The sequence below is a fragment of the Bacillus cereus group sp. MYBK101-2 genome, from assembly GCF_051918845.1.
Taxonomy (GTDB): domain Bacteria; phylum Bacillota; class Bacilli; order Bacillales; family Bacillaceae_G; genus Bacillus_A; species Bacillus_A paranthracis.
Genome location: NZ_JBQAIE010000010.1, coordinates 51,439 through 66,684 on the forward strand (window position 1 = coordinate 51,439; position 15,246 = coordinate 66,684).

A 15,246-nucleotide genomic window follows, 5' to 3' on the forward strand; every position below is an offset into this window, starting at 1 on the left:
AGGAATGAAAAATGCAGGAGGAGTTTGAGAGATTTCAGTCAGATAAAGCGTTTAAATATTTAGGATTGTTTTTAGCGATTAGTTTAGCCATATGGAGTTTGTACAATTTAATCGTTTATGGAAGTGCTGGTATGCCGTTTGTGTTATTTGTACTAGGGCAGTTTGTTTATTTCTTTGTGAACTATTGGCCGAAATGGAGATATAGAAATAGTAAAGAGGCTGATCGTGTATGAGTAAGCAAGAGGTTATACGATTTATAGGAAGTTTGTGTTTAGCGGGGTTTGTTTTAAATGTGAGTCTAATGATTTTAAGTATTTCGTGGAGAACTATTTTCATATCGAATGTAGCACTAGTCATTTTATAGGGCATTGCGGAATATAGAGAACAGAAGCGTTTGAAAGAAGAGGGAATACCGTCGATTGATGAGCGAGTTGTGAACAAGGTGAAGTCATATTTTACGATTAGTATGACAAGCTTTGTTTTCTTGTTCATTATATATCTTTGTGTAAATAAGTATTTAGACAGGCCAGTAGTACATGTAAATGAGTTATTATATATTGCTATTTTTGGTCTATTAATAAGTAGGGCATCGACGAGCGTGTTAGCAACAAGGAATAGATAGAAAAAGGGGAACTGGGATGGGATTACCGGTATTATGTGTCGCTACGGCTATTTTTGCTTTGTTTTGGGGAATGCAGAACTTCTCTCATAATCCAGTGCCGAGTATTTGTATTATGCTTGGTACTGTAGGTTTATCGTATTATTTATTAGTTTCAGCTCATTATCATAAAACAGCAACGAGCGTTGTTGTCGGAGCACTTATTTTATTTTGTGGTCGTGCTGTACAAAAGGGGTTATTTCCGTAAAGGCTGTTTATACGAAGCGTATAAACAGCCTTTTGTATTTTTTTTACAAAACACTTGAAAGTTACGTAACGTCATCTTTTATAATGAAGGGGAAGAGGTGATGATAGTGATTTCAATTCAACAATTGACGAGAGAAACAGGGGTTACGGTACGTACATTACGTTATTATGATCAAATAGATTTATTAAAGCCGAGTGGTAAAACAGAGGGTGGACATCGGTTATATAGTGAAGCGGACGTTATTCGTTTGCAACAAATTTTGTTTTTAAAGGAAATGGGATTTTCGTTAAAAGAAACTGCGAATATGTTAGTAAAAGGTGAGTTGGATTTAAAGAATTCTCTTGAAAAACAACTTCGATTTGTACAGGAAGAACAAAAGAAATTTAATCGAATGGAGCGAGTTTTACAAGCGGTTGTTTATTCGGTAGATGTGGAAGGAGAACTTGATTGGAAAGTTATGTTTGAACTGATTCAGCTTTCGAAGCAGTCTTCCCGTATACGTGAAATATTTTAAAATGAAGTGTTTTCAAAGGAGGAACAAAAATTGCTTCATAATTTACCAAACATGAGTAAGGAAGATCCGAATGTTTTAGAATGGGTAGATTTATTAAAGCAATTCCGTACTTTTATGAAGGACGGTAAAGAAGTAGCGAGTGATGAGGTACAAGGGGCAATGAAGAAATTAATGCAGAAGTTTTGAGAAATGGCTAATGGTGATGAAGTGTTTTTAGATAAGTTATGGGAAGTTAGAAAATCGAAGGAAGATTCACAGAAAATGAGCCTGTATCCGATTGAAGAAGAACTTTTACTATATATGGGTGAAGCTTTTCGTATGTATGATGAAAAGGAGAGGGATAAATGAGTATGCTCGCAGAATATCGTTGGTATTTTTTAATTGGGGCAGAGATTGTATTTTGGTTATCGGCTATCGGTTTCTTTTTACTACGTTACGGATTCCGTTTGAAAAAGGCGAGTTTTATTATGGGGATTGTACTACTCATAAATGAAGTGTTTATTTTAACTTTAGGGGTAGTGGACTATTATCAAACAGGAAAGTTCTCTAACTTTCAAATCATTACGGTAATCATTTTATTGTATGCAGTCTTTTACGGAAAAAAGGATTTGAAGAAGCTTGATATATTTGCGCAAAAGCTAGTTGCGAAATGGCGGAATGAGCCGGCGCCTATTATAGAAGAACAGGTAGAATTAACAGGTATGGCTTATGCGAAGCAGGAAATAAAAAATTGGGTATTGCACCTTAGTTTGTTTGTTGTTGTGCATATTTTCTTTTTCTTTCTGTACGGTCTTGCCCCGGTTGAACAATGGCGTAATTGGTTAGAAACGGGAATTGTTTTAAATAAAGCAGCGAGTCGGGTTAGCCAAGTTTGGGCGATTATACTTTTAGTGGATGCAGCTATTTCATTTTCATATGTTCTTTTTCCGAAGAAGGAGAAAGGGAACAAGAAGCTACTTTCTTAGGGGAAGTAGCTTTTGCGGTATACAAATAATTTTTATAGGAGAGGATGACAATAGGAAAAAGAACCAGTTTTATATGGATATTTCTCTTTAGTTTAGTAGCATGCTCACCATCAAGCACAACAATTGATAAGAAGAATGATGTCATTGTAAAGGGAGCAGGAATTCTCAATCTAGATAAATTTGAAAAGTTCGTTTTGAATGTCGAGCAAAGGGAAGTTGATAAAATAAGAATTGTACAGTATACCCTTGAAGGGGACCCGATTTTTCAAACGTTAGAGTATAGTGGGAACGATATATTTTATGTGTCAGATAATAGAAAAGACAAATTTGCTGGGAAGGATAAAGGGTTACATAAAGATAGTTGTAAAAGTATTGTTAAAGAGCAGCGCGAATCAGAAAGTACTTATCGGTTAATAGATTGCATGAATGAAGATGGGCGCAATGGATATGACTTATTATATGTATCTAAAAAATAGAGTTAGTAGAGGAAGGAAGTATGTACTCCTTCCTTTTTTATGTATATATTGTCGAAAACTTTACCGAATATCTGTTCGTTTTTTTAGGTTTTTTATAGGCATTCGTGGTAAAATAATAATACAGATTTTTATGAGGAGGTCGGATTTTCTTGGAACGTCAATTTGAAATTGTCTCAGCGTATTCCCCGCAAGGTGATCAGCCGGTAGCTATAGAGAAGCTTGTAGAGGGAATTAATAGCGGAAAGAAAAAGCAAGTGTTGCTTGGAGCGACAGGAACGGGTAAGACATTTACGATTTCAAATGTCATTAAAGAAGTGCAAAAGCCAACACTTGTCATGGCTCATAATAAAACGTTAGCAGGACAGTTATATAGTGAGTTGAAAGACTTTTTCCCAAATAATGCAGTTGAATATTTTGTTAGTTATTACGATTATTATCAACCAGAAGCGTATGTGCCGCAAACAGATACGTTTATTGAAAAAGACGCACAGATTAATGATGAAATTGATAAATTGCGTCACTCGGCAACGTCTGCATTATTTGAACGGGATGATGTAATTATCGTTGCGAGTGTTTCGTGTATATATGGTTTAGGTTCTCCAGAAGAATACCGCGAGTTAGTTGTTTCACTTCGAGTTGGTATGGAGAAGGATCGCAATCAATTGCTTCGTGAACTTGTTGATGTGCAGTATGGACGTAATGATATTGATTTCAAGCGCGGTACATTCCGTGTACGCGGAGATGTAGTTGAAATCTTCCCGGCATCACTTGACGAGCATTGTATCCGAATTGAGTTTTTCGGTGATGAAATTGATCGTATTCGCGAAGTAAATGCGTTAACAGGGGAAGTATTAGCAGAACGTGATCATGTAGCAATTTTCCCAGCATCTCACTTCGTTACACGTGAAGAAAAAATGAAGGTCGCTATTGAAAATATCGAAAAAGAACTAGAAGAGCGTTTAAAGGAATTAAATGATAACGGCAAGTTGTTAGAAGCGCAGCGTATAGAGCAGCGTACACGTTATGATTTAGAAATGATGCGTGAGATGGGCTTTTGTTCAGGTATTGAAAACTATTCCCGTCATTTAACACTCCGTCCAGCGGGAGCAACGCCGTATACGTTATTAGACTATTTTCCGAAAGATTTCTTAATCGTTATGGATGAGTCGCACGTATCAGTGCCGCAAGTAAGAGCGATGTATAACGGGGACCAAGCGCGTAAGCAAGTGCTTGTGGATCATGGATTCCGTCTGCCATCAGCTTTAGATAATAGACCGCTCACATTTGATGAGTTTGAAGAGAAAACGAATCAAGTTATTTACGTTTCAGCAACGCCAGGACCGTATGAATTAGAGCAGTCGCCAGAAGTAATAGAACAAATTATTCGTCCAACAGGGCTTTTAGATCCGCCAATTGATATACGACCAATTGAAGGGCAGATTGACGATTTATTAGGAGAGATTCAAGATCGCATTGCAAAAAATGAACGTGTATTAATTACAACTTTAACGAAGAAGATGTCAGAGGATTTAACAGACTACTTAAAAGATGTAGGGATTAAGGTGAATTACCTGCATTCTGAAGTGAAAACATTAGAACGTATTGAAATTATTCGGGATCTTCGTCTTGGTAAGTTTGATGTTCTTGTCGGTATTAACTTATTACGAGAAGGGTTAGATATTCCAGAAGTATCACTTGTAGCGATTTTAGATGCTGATAAGGAAGGATTCTTGCGTTCAGAACGTTCATTAATTCAAACAATCGGTCGTGCAGCACGTAATGAAAACGGCCGCGTTATTATGTACGCAGATCGCATAACGAGATCGATGGAAATTGCGATTGAAGAAACGAAGCGTCGTCGTAGTATACAAGAAGCTTACAATGAAGAGCATGGTATTACGCCGAAAACGATTCAAAAAGGTGTGCGTGATGTAATTCGTGCAACGACAGCTGCTGAAGAAACAGAAACGTATGAAGCAACGCCAGCTAAGAAGATGACGAAAAAAGAGCGTGAAAAGACAATTGCGAAGATGGAAGCAGAAATGAAAGAAGCAGCAAAAGCGTTAGACTTCGAGCGTGCAGCTGAATTAAGAGATTTACTATTAGAATTAAAAGCGGAAGGGTGAAAAGAGTGAGTAAGAGCAAGGATTTTATCGTTGTAAAAGGTGCTAGAGCACATAACTTAAAAAATATTGATGTAACCATTCCGAGAAATCAGCTTGTCGTTGTAACGGGATTGTCTGGTTCGGGGAAATCATCATTAGCATTTGATACGATTTATGCAGAAGGGCAGCGCAGATACGTAGAATCGTTATCTGCGTATGCACGCCAGTTTTTAGGACAAATGGATAAACCGGATGTAGATACGATTGAAGGATTGTCACCAGCAATTTCAATCGATCAAAAAACGACGAGTCGTAATCCGCGTTCAATTGTTGGAACGGTAACGGAGATTTATGATTATTTACGTTTATTATTTGCGCGAATTGGTACGCCAATTTGTCCTAATCATGGCATTGAAATTACATCACAAACAGTAGAGCAGATGGTAGACCGCGTCCTTGAATATCCTGAACGTACGAAATTACAAGTGTTAGCTCCTATCGTTTCTGGCCGTAAAGGTGCACATGTGAAAGTGCTTGAAGATATTAAGAAGCAAGGATATGTTCGTGTACGTGTTGATGGTGAAATGCTTGATGTGTCTGAAGATATTGCGTTAGATAAAAATAAGAAGCATTCCATTGAAGTTGTAATAGACCGTATTGTTGTAAAAGAAGGAATCGCAAGCCGTCTTGCAGATTCTCTTGAAAGTGCATTAAAGCTTGGCGGGGGACGAGTGTTAATCGATGTTATGGGAGAAGAGGAACTTCTATTTAGTGAACATCATGCTTGTCCGCATTGTGGTTTTTCAATCGGAGAATTAGAGCCGCGTATGTTCTCATTCAATAGTCCGTTCGGTGCATGTCCTTCTTGTGATGGACTTGGCTCAAAGTTAGAGGTAGATTTAGAACTTGTTATTCCGAACTGGGATCTATCATTAAATGAGCATGCGATTGCGCCTTGGGAGCCGACAAGTTCACAATATTACCCACAGCTTTTACAATCTGTATGTAATCACTACGGTGTTGATATGGATGTGCCTGTGAAAGATATACCGAAAGATTTATTTGATAAAGTGTTGCACGGAAGCGATGAAGAGAAAGTTTATTTCCGCTATGTAAATGAATTTGGTCAAGTAAAGGAAAATGAGATTTTATTTGAAGGTGTGATTCCAAATATTGAACGTCGTTATCGCGAAACGAGTTCTGATTACATCCGTGAGCAAATGGAAAAGTATATGGCAGAACAAGCTTGTCCGAAGTGTAAGGGTGGACGTTTAAAACCTGAGAGTTTAGCTGTTTTCGTTGGTGGAAAAACGATTGCTGATGTAACGAAATATTCTGTTCAAGAAGTACAGGAATTCTTCTCAAGTGTGGAGCTAACAGAGAAACAACAAAAAATTGCTCATTTAATTTTAAGAGAAATTCAGGAGCGCGTTGGGTTCTTAGTGAACGTTGGTTTAGATTATTTAACGTTAAGTCGTGCCGCAGGAACATTATCAGGTGGTGAGGCGCAGCGTATTCGTTTAGCGACGCAAATTGGTTCTCGTCTTACTGGCGTACTTTACATTCTTGATGAACCTTCTATCGGTTTGCATCAGCGTGATAACGATCGTCTTATTCGTACATTGCAAGAAATGCGCGATTTAGGTAATACGTTAATTGTCGTTGAACATGATGAAGATACGATGATGGCAGCTGATTATTTACTTGATATCGGGCCTGGCGCAGGTATTCACGGTGGACAAGTCGTATCAGCAGGTACACCAGCTGAAGTGATGCAAGATGAGAATTCGCTAACAGGGAAGTATTTAAGCGGTAAAGAGTTTATTCCAGTTCCACTTGAAAGACGTAAAGGTGACGGACGAAAAGTGGAAATTGTCGGTGCAAAAGAGAATAATTTAAAGAACGCGAAAATGTCATTCCCGCTTGGTACGTTTGTAGCGGTAACGGGTGTATCTGGTTCTGGTAAAAGTACGATGATTAATGAAGTACTATATAAATCGTTAGCGCAAAAGTTATATAAAGCGAAAGCGAAGCCAGGTACGCATAAAGAGATTAAAGGTCTTGAACATTTAGATAAAGTAATCGATATAGATCAATCGCCAATCGGTCGTACACCACGTTCTAACCCTGCGACTTATACAGGTGTGTTCGATGATATTCGTGATGTGTTTGCTCAAACGAATGAAGCGAAAGTGCGCGGATATCAAAAAGGACGTTTCAGCTTTAACGTAAAAGGTGGACGTTGTGAAGCGTGCCGTGGTGATGGAATTATTAAAATCGAAATGCACTTCTTACCAGACGTATACGTTCCGTGTGAAGTTTGTCACGGTAAACGTTACAACCGTGAAACGTTAGAAGTGAAATATAAAGATAAAAATATTTCTGAAGTGTTAGGGATGACGATTGAAGACGGAGTAGAGTTCTTCGCTAATATCCCAAAAATTAAGCGTAAACTTCAAACACTTGTAGACGTTGGACTTGGTTATATGAAATTAGGCCAGCCAGCAACGACGTTATCTGGTGGTGAAGCACAGCGCGTGAAGCTAGCTTCTGAATTACACCGTCGTTCTACAGGACGTACACTATATATTTTAGATGAGCCAACGACTGGTTTACATGCGCATGATATCGCACGTCTTCTAGAAGTGCTGCAACGTCTTGTTGAGAGCGGTGAGACGGTTCTTGTAATTGAACATAATTTAGATGTAATTAAAACAGCGGATTATATCGTTGACCTTGGACCAGAGGGCGGAGACAAAGGTGGACAAATCGTTGCTTCCGGAACACCAGAGCAAGTAGTGAAAGAAGAGCGCTCGTATACAGGTAAGTATTTAAAAGAGATTTTAAATCGTGATAAAGCAAGAATGAAAGAGAAAATAAAAGAAGTAGAGTTATCGCAATAAGTTTAGTAATAAAAACCGAGTGGAAATGACGCTCGGTTTTTATTGTATAGGGGGAGAAGATGGAGTTTTTAGATGTGTTGTGAAAGAAAACTATGAAGGTAAGAGAGTTTCAAAATTGGGGTGTATATTTTCGGAAGCGCTGGGAGGATAACTTTGCAAATCATGTAAGTGATGAAGAAAAAGAAGATATTTTTCTTTATGGAGATAAGTATGCATGTGGTTATCTATGGCACATATTTAGTTATGAGAAAAAGAAGTGTTTAGAAGGTAAAGAAGCAGAAAATGCGTTTCATAATGAGGTGAAAAAGGATTGCTACATTTTCTATCAACACTGTGATGAGGTACTGTTAATAAAGGATGCGAGTTTATTACATATGGATGATATATTGTGTGAGACGGATAATATATATAAAGGGGATATCTATATTGTAGATAAAGATTTCACTTGGACCTTTGTGAAAACGCATGAGCATAGATGGTGTGGGCCTTATTTCGCAAAGAATTGTTAGTAGGTATACAAGCATGAAGAGTAGAATAAGTTGATATAAGTGTCCGTATCATACTTGCGTTTATTGTCTATTAGCGTATGATGAAATATATATGTTTAAAAGGATGTGTAAGAAAATGAGATGGATTGTATCACTTCTTGTAAATAGTGTTGTGTTAATCGCTGTATCGGGACTTTTAAAAGGGATTGCACCAGACGCGTTTTACGTAGCAAATATACAAACTGCAATTATTGCGAGTATTATTTTGGCTGTTTTAAATGTGTTTGTAAAACCGTTTTTAATTTTAATTACGCTACCAATTACTGTTGTAACTTTCGGTTTCTTCTTAATTGTTATTAATGCGATTACGTTAAAAATAGCAGATTCATTATTAGGAGACGCATTTAATATATCAGGTTTCGGTGTAGCAATCGTTGCGGCAATTTGTATTTCAATTTTTAATATGATTATTGAAAAGGCAATTGTGGAACCTTTATATGAAAAAAAGAGAAAATGACAAAAAGAAAAACATTTCATGATATGTATGAAATGTTTTTTTCTATTTATTAGAAACCGTATTTCTTGTTTCCAGAAAAAAATGGTACAATATCCGGTAGAATGGAATTTTACATCAAATGAGACTGAACCCGCAGCGGAGTGGAGGTTTATACATATGCCGAAAGTAAGGACAAAAGATTTAATTGAACAATTTCAATTGGAGTTAATAAGTGGTGAAGAAGGAATTCATCGTCCGATTGATACAAGTGATTTATCACGACCTGGAATTGAAATGGCAGGATTTTTTACATATTATCCAGCTGATCGCGTGCAGCTTCTTGGGAAGACGGAGCTAACGTTCTTTGACACGTTAACGTCAGAGCAAAAACAAGAGAGAATGAAAGCGCTTTGTACTGAGGAGACGCCATGTATTATTGTAACTCGTAATCAAGATGTACCAGATGAGTTGCTGCAAGCATCACGTGAATCAGGCATGCCTTTATTACGCTCTTCTCAAACGACAACGAGATTATCAAGTCGTTTAACAAATTATTTAGAAGGTAAGTTAGCACCAACAACAGCTGTTCATGGTGTGTTAGTAGATATTTACGGCGTTGGTGTTTTAATTACAGGACAAAGTGGTGTCGGTAAAAGTGAGACAGCTCTTGAGCTTGTAAAACGTGGTCATCGCCTTGTTGCGGATGATAGTGTAGAAATTCGCCAAGAAGATGAAGACATGTTAGTCGGAAGCTCACCAGATTTAATTGAGCATTTATTAGAAATTCGTGGTCTAGGCATTATTAACGTTATGACGTTATTCGGTGCAGGGGCAGTGCGAAATTATAAGCGTATTACACTTGTTATTAATCTTGAAATTTGGGATCAAAAGAAAAATTATGATCGCTTAGGTCTTGATGAAGAGAAGATGAAGATTATTGATACAGAACTTACGAAGATTACACTTCCAGTTCGTCCTGGTCGAAACTTAGCTGTTATTATTGAAGTGGCAGCGATGAACTTCCGTTTAAAACGTATGGGAGTCAATGCAGCACAGCAGTTCTCAGAACGATTAATGAGTGCGATTGAGTTAGGAAATCAGGAGTAAACATTGGAGAGGGAGGTCATACATATGCTGTTAGGTTCTGTACCACAGCTTGACCGCGTAGCTATCCAACTTGGACCGTTTCCTGTTTATTGGTACGGGATTATTATCGGTACAGGTGTGCTATTAGGTCTTTGGCTAGCAACTCGCGAAGGAGAAAGGCTAGGTATTCCAAAAGATACATTTGTTGACCTTGTATTAATTGCAGTACCGATCGCTATTCTATTTGCGAGAATGTACTATGTTATTTTTGAATGGGAATATTACGCGCAAAACCCGAGTCAAATTATTAATATTCGTCAAGGTGGTTTGGCGATTCATGGTGGTTTAATCGGAGCTGTTATTACAGGGATTCTTTTTGCGAAACGTCGCGGGGTTTCATTCTGGAAGTTGGCGGATATTGCTGCACCAAGTATTTTACTAGGACAAGCAATTGGCCGATGGGGAAACTTTATGAACCAAGAGGCGCATGGTGATGAAGTAACGAGACAGTTTTTAGAAGGCCTTCATTTACCGGATTTCATTATTAATCAAATGTACATTGATGGTGTGTACTACCACCCGACGTTTTTATATGAATCGTTATGGAATTTTGCGGGAGTAATTCTATTACTTGCATTAAGAAAAGTAAATTTACGCCGCGGGGAATTATTCTTCACATATTTAATTTGGTATTCAGTAGGACGCTTCTTCGTAGAAGGGTTACGTACAGATAGTTTAATGCTAGGGCCACTTCGTATTGCACAAGTAATGTCAATTGGACTTGTTGTTATTTCTATTATTTTCATTATTGTGAGACGAAAAATGGGGCAAGCTGATAAAAGATATTTAGAAAATTAGAGAAAAGTAGCATCTTATTATAAGATGCTGCTTCTTTCATATTCAGGAAAGAGAAAGGACTAAGGCAATGAAAATAAATACAGTGTTATTTGATTTAGATGGAACGTTAATTAATACAAATGAACTTATTATTTCTTCTTTTTTACATACTTTACATACATATTATCCAAATCAATATAAGCGTGAGGATGTATTGCCATTTATCGGTCCATCTTTACATGATACTTTCAGCAAGATTGATGAAAGTAAGGTTGAAGAGTTAATTACGAGCTATCGTCAATTTAACCATGATCATCATGATGAATTAGTAGAAGAATATGAAACTGTATATGAAACAGTTCAAGAGTTGAAGAAGCAAGGTTATAAAGTTGGTATTGTTACAACGAAAGCACGACAAACTGTTGAGATGGGATTAAAGTTATCGAAGCTTGATGAGTTTTTTGATGTTGTTGTGACAATTGATGATGTCGAGCATGTGAAACCACATCCAGAGCCACTTCAAAAAGCGCTTCAGTTATTAAATGCGAAACCGGAAGAAGCATTGATGGTTGGGGATAATCATCATGATATTGTTGGCGGACAAAATGCGGGTACGAAAACAGCTGCGGTTTCATGGACATTGAAAGGTAGAGCGTATTTAGAGGCTTACAAGCCAGACTTTATGCTAGATAAAATGAGTGATTTATTGCCGATTTTGTCCGACATGAATCGTTCGTAAAGATAAGTAGAGGAGCGAGTGAAGTGCGACGGACAACGCGCTATCCTGTTTCAGGAGAAAATTCATTATGGAACGTGTATAAAACAGTGTCTTTTTGGAAGGTAATGAAGAATTTTATTATTATCCAAATTGCACGTTATACACCTTTTTTATCGGTCAAGAATTGGTTATACCGCACATTTTTGCGGATGAAAGTAGGAAAGAAAACATCATTTGCGCTTATGGTAATGCCAGACATTATGTTCCCGGAAAAGATAACTGTAGGAGAAAATTCGATTATAGGCTATAATACAACGCTTTTAGCACATGAATATTTAATTCGAGAATATCGACTTGGAGAGATCTTTATAGGAAATGAAGTGATGATTGGAGCAAATACGACTATATTACCAGGTGTGAAAATTGGAGATGGTGCGATTGTTTCAGCTGGCACACTCGTTCATAAAGATGTACCAAGCGGTGCTTTCGTAGGTGGAAATCCAATGCGTGTTATTTATACAAAAGAAGAAATAGATGCTAGAGAAGGTTGATGCTAAAAATGTAACATTTCTCTTCTTTTTTAATGAATAAAAAGGAAATAATTGAGTATAATATACTGTTTTGTTTTTTACGGAATCGTTTATACTTATAGATAGAAGAATGTGTGAACGAAGAAAACAAAAAACTGGAGGATATATGGGGAAAAATCAAAGAATATATAAGGAGAACGGACAAGTTATCTCTTTTAATCAATTAGCGGACTTCTTTTATAAAAAAGGGATGAGGGCTTACAAAGGACAAAAATTGCAAGATGCAATTAAATATTTTCGAAGAGCGGCACAAAGCGAGAAGGAGCCGTTTATTTTATGTCAATTAGCAACAGTATTATCTGAGGCTGGTGAATATCAAGAGTCGAATCAAACCTTCTTTAAGCTTGTTAGATCTAATCCAGAACTTGAACAATGTTATTATTTTATTGCAAATAATTATGCGTATATGGGTCTATTTCAGCAGGCGAAGAAGTATGCGGATCGCTATTTAGAAGTTGCAGAAGAGAAGGAATTTGTTGAAGATACATTAGAATTACTTGAAATTATGGAAGAAGAAGCGATGGGTGCGGAAGAGATTGAGGATGAAGATGATTTAATTGTTATGCAGGAAGAAGCCAATCGTTATATTCGTAACGGACAATTGGAAGAAGCAATTGCTACATTAGAAATTGTTACGAAAGACTATCCGGAATTTTGGTCGGGGCATAATAATTTAGCCATTGCGCATTTTCAATCTGGTAATGTAGATAAGGCGCTGAAATTAACGGAAATGATTTTAGAGAAAAATCCTGGTAATATACATGCGCTTTGTAATACGCTTATTTTTCTATATTCAATTGGAGAGCATAAACAAGTAGAGGCGTTAGCTGCTCAGTTAGTTTCGGTATATCCGATTTCGTTTGAACATCGTTTGAAACTTGGGACGACACTTGCAACAATTGGTCATTTCGAGCCTGCATATAAATGGTTCAAATTATTAAAGCGTCAAGGATACGAGGGGGACGTTAGTTTTTATTATTGGTTTGCATATTCTGCGTATATGGTAAAAGATCAGCAAGTAGCTGAAAAAATGTGGCAACATGTTGTAGAATTGCACCCTGATAAAAAGGGAAAAGAACCGTGGAATGCATTGAATTTAGCGGATGAAGGACAAAACGTGTTATTTGAAGAATTACGAAAATCATTTCAGCAAAGTGCAACGCTAGAGGAACAAATGCTAGCTTTATATTTAATGAATGAATTATCAACGCCAGAGAAGGTTGGATTCTTCTTTGATGTAACGCAGGCGAAGAATGGTGTTCCGATCGTATCGCAACTTGCAAAGTATTTCTTTTTACTGAGTAGCCATAAGAGTATTCCAGCTGATTTACAGCAATTTGAACAGTGCGCGCGAATCGCGGATGCTTTATACAATTATACGAAAAAAGATGATGAATTAATCGAAGAGTGTTTACAATTTTGGTTTTGTACGTTCATACGTTTATATACATCTGGGGCAGTTTTTACAAATGTATATGGCTGGTCAGCTGCGGTTGAATATATCGTACGTAGCGAACAAGGAAATAAGATGACACAGTCGGAGCTCGGAGATGTATATAATGTATCTGTAGCGACTGTTCGAAAGTATGTGCAAGCTGTTAAGCGTACGCACACATAAGTAAGCAAATCATTGGGAAAAAAATGATGCGAACAGTATAATGAGGGTAACTTAATTGTGTAGGAATGAATAGGAGTGAATAGTGTGTCAGAAGAAAAAATTTATGATGTCATTATTATTGGTGCAGGACCAGCTGGTATGACAGCTGCAGTATATACATCTCGTGCGAATTTAAGCACATTAATGCTTGAGCGTGGTATTCCAGGCGGACAAATGGCAAATACAGAAGATGTAGAAAACTACCCAGGTTATGAGTCTATTTTAGGACCAGACTTATCAAATAAAATGTTCGAGCATGCGAAGAAATTTGGTGCTGAATATGCATACGGTGATGTGAAAGAAGTCATCGATGGTAAAGAATACAAAACAATTATTGCTGGTAAAAAAGAATATAAAGCACGTGCAATTATCGTTGCAAGTGGTGCAGAGTATAAAAAAATTGGTGTACCAGGTGAAACAGAACTTGGCGGCCGCGGTGTATCATATTGTGCGGTATGTGATGGCGCATTCTTTAAAGGTAAAGAACTTATAGTTATCGGCGGCGGAGATTCTGCTGTTGAAGAGGGTGTGTTCTTAACACGCTTCGCATCAAAAGTAACGATCGTTCACCGTCGTGACACGCTTCGTGCACAGAAAATTTTACAAGATCGTGCTTTCCAAAACGAAAAAGTAGACTTCATTTGGAACCACACAATAAAAGAAATTAATGAAGCAAATGGTAAAGTAGGAAGTGTAACACTTGTAGATGTAAACAGTGGAGAAGAGAAAGAAGTCAAAACTGACGGCGTATTCGTATACATCGGTATGTTACCACTATCAAAACCATTTGTTGAACTAGGTATTACAAATGAAAATGGTTACCTTGAAACAAACGAGCGTATGGAAACGAAAGTTCCTGGTATTTTCGCAGCAGGTGATGTTCGTGAAAAAATGCTACGTCAAATTGTAACTGCAACAGGTGATGGTAGTATTGCAGCACAAAGTGCACAACATTACGTAGAAGAATTATTAGAGGAATTAAAAACTGTAAGAGAGAAATAAAAAATATATTAGAGATGTTGATTTAAAAGGTAAATTTGATCTTGTATCGAGTTTACCTTTTTTTATTTTGCGTTAATATGTAAAAAATTTATTCAGTTATGAAAACAAAAATATTTAATCCATTTGTATAAATGTAGTTTTTTATGAACGTTTCCTTTATGGGTGAGATGAAATATGGCATATTAAAAATCATTTGTAAGTTAGAAAGGTCACAATAAGAAATATGCGTGATACACTGGGGTTTTCTTAAATTATATTTCTTATAATGAACTGGAAAAGAGCTTATATGAGGGGAGTAGGAGTAAAAAAATCTGGCTGCTATGAGGGGGGATGATATTAAAGGAATATTATTATCAATAATATGGCTTATATTCGATAAAAATAAAAAGTGAAGAATTAATTAAGGGGAATTAATAGATATAACGATATGAATACTAATATATTAAGTGACTATTCAAAAGGAGAAAAGTATTTTTTTAATACTACTAAATCACCTATAGGATACGTGCTTAATTCATAAAAAATAGGAAAGGTTATTTCTAT

14 protein-coding genes and 2 pseudogenes are annotated in these 15,246 nt (G+C 36.9%); all 16 read left to right on the plus strand.

What is annotated here, in order from left to right; translation table 11 throughout:
* Positions 1 to 11: 11 nt before the first annotated feature.
* The 16 genes and pseudogenes from ACTFSI_RS18790 to trxB all read left to right on the plus strand — a co-directional run bounded on the left by ACTFSI_RS18790 (position 12) and on the right by trxB (position 14,703).
* Entirely contained in the window at positions 12 to 233 is a 222-nt protein-coding gene (locus ACTFSI_RS18790) for a hypothetical protein (protein ID WP_044790923.1), read from the plus strand.
* Positions 230 to 622 (plus strand): annotated as a pseudogene (locus ACTFSI_RS18795) (ATPase). The gene ACTFSI_RS18790 and the pseudogene ACTFSI_RS18795 overlap by 4 nt, the downstream one beginning before the upstream one ends.
* 16 nt (positions 623 to 638) lie before the next feature.
* The gene (locus ACTFSI_RS18800; RefSeq protein WP_000524119.1) at positions 639 to 866 is read left to right on the plus strand and encodes a hypothetical protein; all 228 of its coding nucleotides are present in this window, start codon (positions 639 to 641) and stop codon (positions 864 to 866) included.
* Positions 867 to 966: 100 nt separating this feature from the next.
* Positions 967 to 1,728: pseudogene (locus ACTFSI_RS18805) on the plus strand (MerR family transcriptional regulator).
* Complete coding sequence (locus ACTFSI_RS18810; protein WP_000062169.1) at positions 1,725 to 2,345, plus strand: hypothetical protein; 621 nt, start codon at positions 1,725 to 1,727, stop codon at positions 2,343 to 2,345. Before ACTFSI_RS18805 ends, ACTFSI_RS18810 begins: the two are co-directional and overlap by 4 nt.
* 44 nt (positions 2,346 to 2,389) lie before the next feature.
* The gene (locus tag ACTFSI_RS18815) at positions 2,390 to 2,821 is read left to right on the plus strand and encodes a DUF4362 domain-containing protein (RefSeq protein WP_000152009.1); all 432 of its coding nucleotides are present in this window, start codon (positions 2,390 to 2,392) and stop codon (positions 2,819 to 2,821) included.
* Positions 2,822 to 2,970: 149 nt separating this feature from the next.
* The gene (uvrB, locus tag ACTFSI_RS18820) at positions 2,971 to 4,947 is read left to right on the plus strand and encodes an excinuclease ABC subunit B (RefSeq protein ID WP_000441061.1); all 1,977 of its coding nucleotides are present in this window, start codon (positions 2,971 to 2,973) and stop codon (positions 4,945 to 4,947) included.
* A gap of 5 nt (positions 4,948 to 4,952) precedes the next feature.
* The gene (gene uvrA / locus ACTFSI_RS18825) at positions 4,953 to 7,829 is read left to right on the plus strand and encodes an excinuclease ABC subunit UvrA (protein WP_440045557.1); all 2,877 of its coding nucleotides are present in this window, start codon (positions 4,953 to 4,955) and stop codon (positions 7,827 to 7,829) included.
* Positions 7,830 to 7,921: 92 nt separating this feature from the next.
* Positions 7,922 to 8,338, plus strand: coding sequence for a DUF4275 family protein (locus ACTFSI_RS18830; protein ID WP_440045558.1), 417 nt, complete (start codon positions 7,922 to 7,924; stop codon positions 8,336 to 8,338).
* Positions 8,339 to 8,453: 115 nt separating this feature from the next.
* Positions 8,454 to 8,834 (plus strand): phage holin family protein, encoded by a 381-nt coding sequence (locus tag ACTFSI_RS18835; RefSeq protein WP_001267308.1) that lies wholly within the window; start codon positions 8,454 to 8,456, stop codon positions 8,832 to 8,834.
* 156 nt (positions 8,835 to 8,990) lie between these two features.
* On the plus strand, positions 8,991 to 9,920 hold the full coding sequence (gene hprK / locus ACTFSI_RS18840; RefSeq protein WP_001127250.1) for an HPr(Ser) kinase/phosphatase: 930 nt from the start codon (positions 8,991 to 8,993) through the stop codon (positions 9,918 to 9,920).
* A gap of 24 nt (positions 9,921 to 9,944) precedes the next feature.
* Positions 9,945 to 10,757 carry a prolipoprotein diacylglyceryl transferase gene (gene lgt, locus ACTFSI_RS18845; RefSeq protein WP_000924232.1) on the plus strand — a complete coding sequence of 271 codons (813 nt, stop codon included), beginning with the start codon at positions 9,945 to 9,947 and terminating at the stop codon, positions 10,755 to 10,757.
* A gap of 67 nt (positions 10,758 to 10,824) precedes the next feature.
* Positions 10,825 to 11,475, plus strand: coding sequence for a pyrophosphatase PpaX (gene ppaX / locus ACTFSI_RS18850; RefSeq protein ID WP_070807162.1), 651 nt, complete (start codon positions 10,825 to 10,827; stop codon positions 11,473 to 11,475).
* A 23-nt stretch (positions 11,476 to 11,498) separates the two neighbouring features.
* Positions 11,499 to 12,005, plus strand: coding sequence for an acyltransferase (locus tag ACTFSI_RS18855; protein WP_440045559.1), 507 nt, complete (start codon positions 11,499 to 11,501; stop codon positions 12,003 to 12,005).
* 145 nt (positions 12,006 to 12,150) lie between these two features.
* Entirely contained in the window at positions 12,151 to 13,662 is a 1,512-nt protein-coding gene (locus tag ACTFSI_RS18860; protein WP_270364677.1) for a tetratricopeptide repeat protein, read from the plus strand.
* Between the two features lie 84 nt (positions 13,663 to 13,746).
* The gene (trxB, locus tag ACTFSI_RS18865; protein ID WP_440045560.1) at positions 13,747 to 14,703 is read left to right on the plus strand and encodes a thioredoxin-disulfide reductase; all 957 of its coding nucleotides are present in this window, start codon (positions 13,747 to 13,749) and stop codon (positions 14,701 to 14,703) included.
* Positions 14,704 to 15,246: the final 543 nt, after the last annotated feature.

Coding starts and splice junctions, on each gene's coding strand:
- ACTFSI_RS18790 (WP_044790923.1), top strand. CDS start 12: ATGCAGGAGGAGTTTGAGAGATTTCAGTCAGATAAAGCGTTTAAATAT.
- ACTFSI_RS18800 (WP_000524119.1), top strand. CDS start 639: ATGGGATTACCGGTATTATGTGTCGCTACGGCTATTTTTGCTTTGTTT.
- ACTFSI_RS18810 (WP_000062169.1), top strand. CDS start 1,725: ATGAGTATGCTCGCAGAATATCGTTGGTATTTTTTAATTGGGGCAGAG.
- ACTFSI_RS18815 (WP_000152009.1), top strand. CDS start 2,390: ATGACAATAGGAAAAAGAACCAGTTTTATATGGATATTTCTCTTTAGT.
- ACTFSI_RS18830 (WP_440045558.1), top strand. CDS start 7,922: ATGAAGGTAAGAGAGTTTCAAAATTGGGGTGTATATTTTCGGAAGCGC.
- ACTFSI_RS18835 (WP_001267308.1), top strand. CDS start 8,454: ATGAGATGGATTGTATCACTTCTTGTAAATAGTGTTGTGTTAATCGCT.
- hprK (WP_001127250.1), top strand. CDS start 8,991: ATGCCGAAAGTAAGGACAAAAGATTTAATTGAACAATTTCAATTGGAG.
- lgt (WP_000924232.1), top strand. CDS start 9,945: ATGCTGTTAGGTTCTGTACCACAGCTTGACCGCGTAGCTATCCAACTT.
- ppaX (WP_070807162.1), top strand. CDS start 10,825: ATGAAAATAAATACAGTGTTATTTGATTTAGATGGAACGTTAATTAAT.
- ACTFSI_RS18860 (WP_270364677.1), top strand. CDS start 12,151: ATGGGGAAAAATCAAAGAATATATAAGGAGAACGGACAAGTTATCTCT.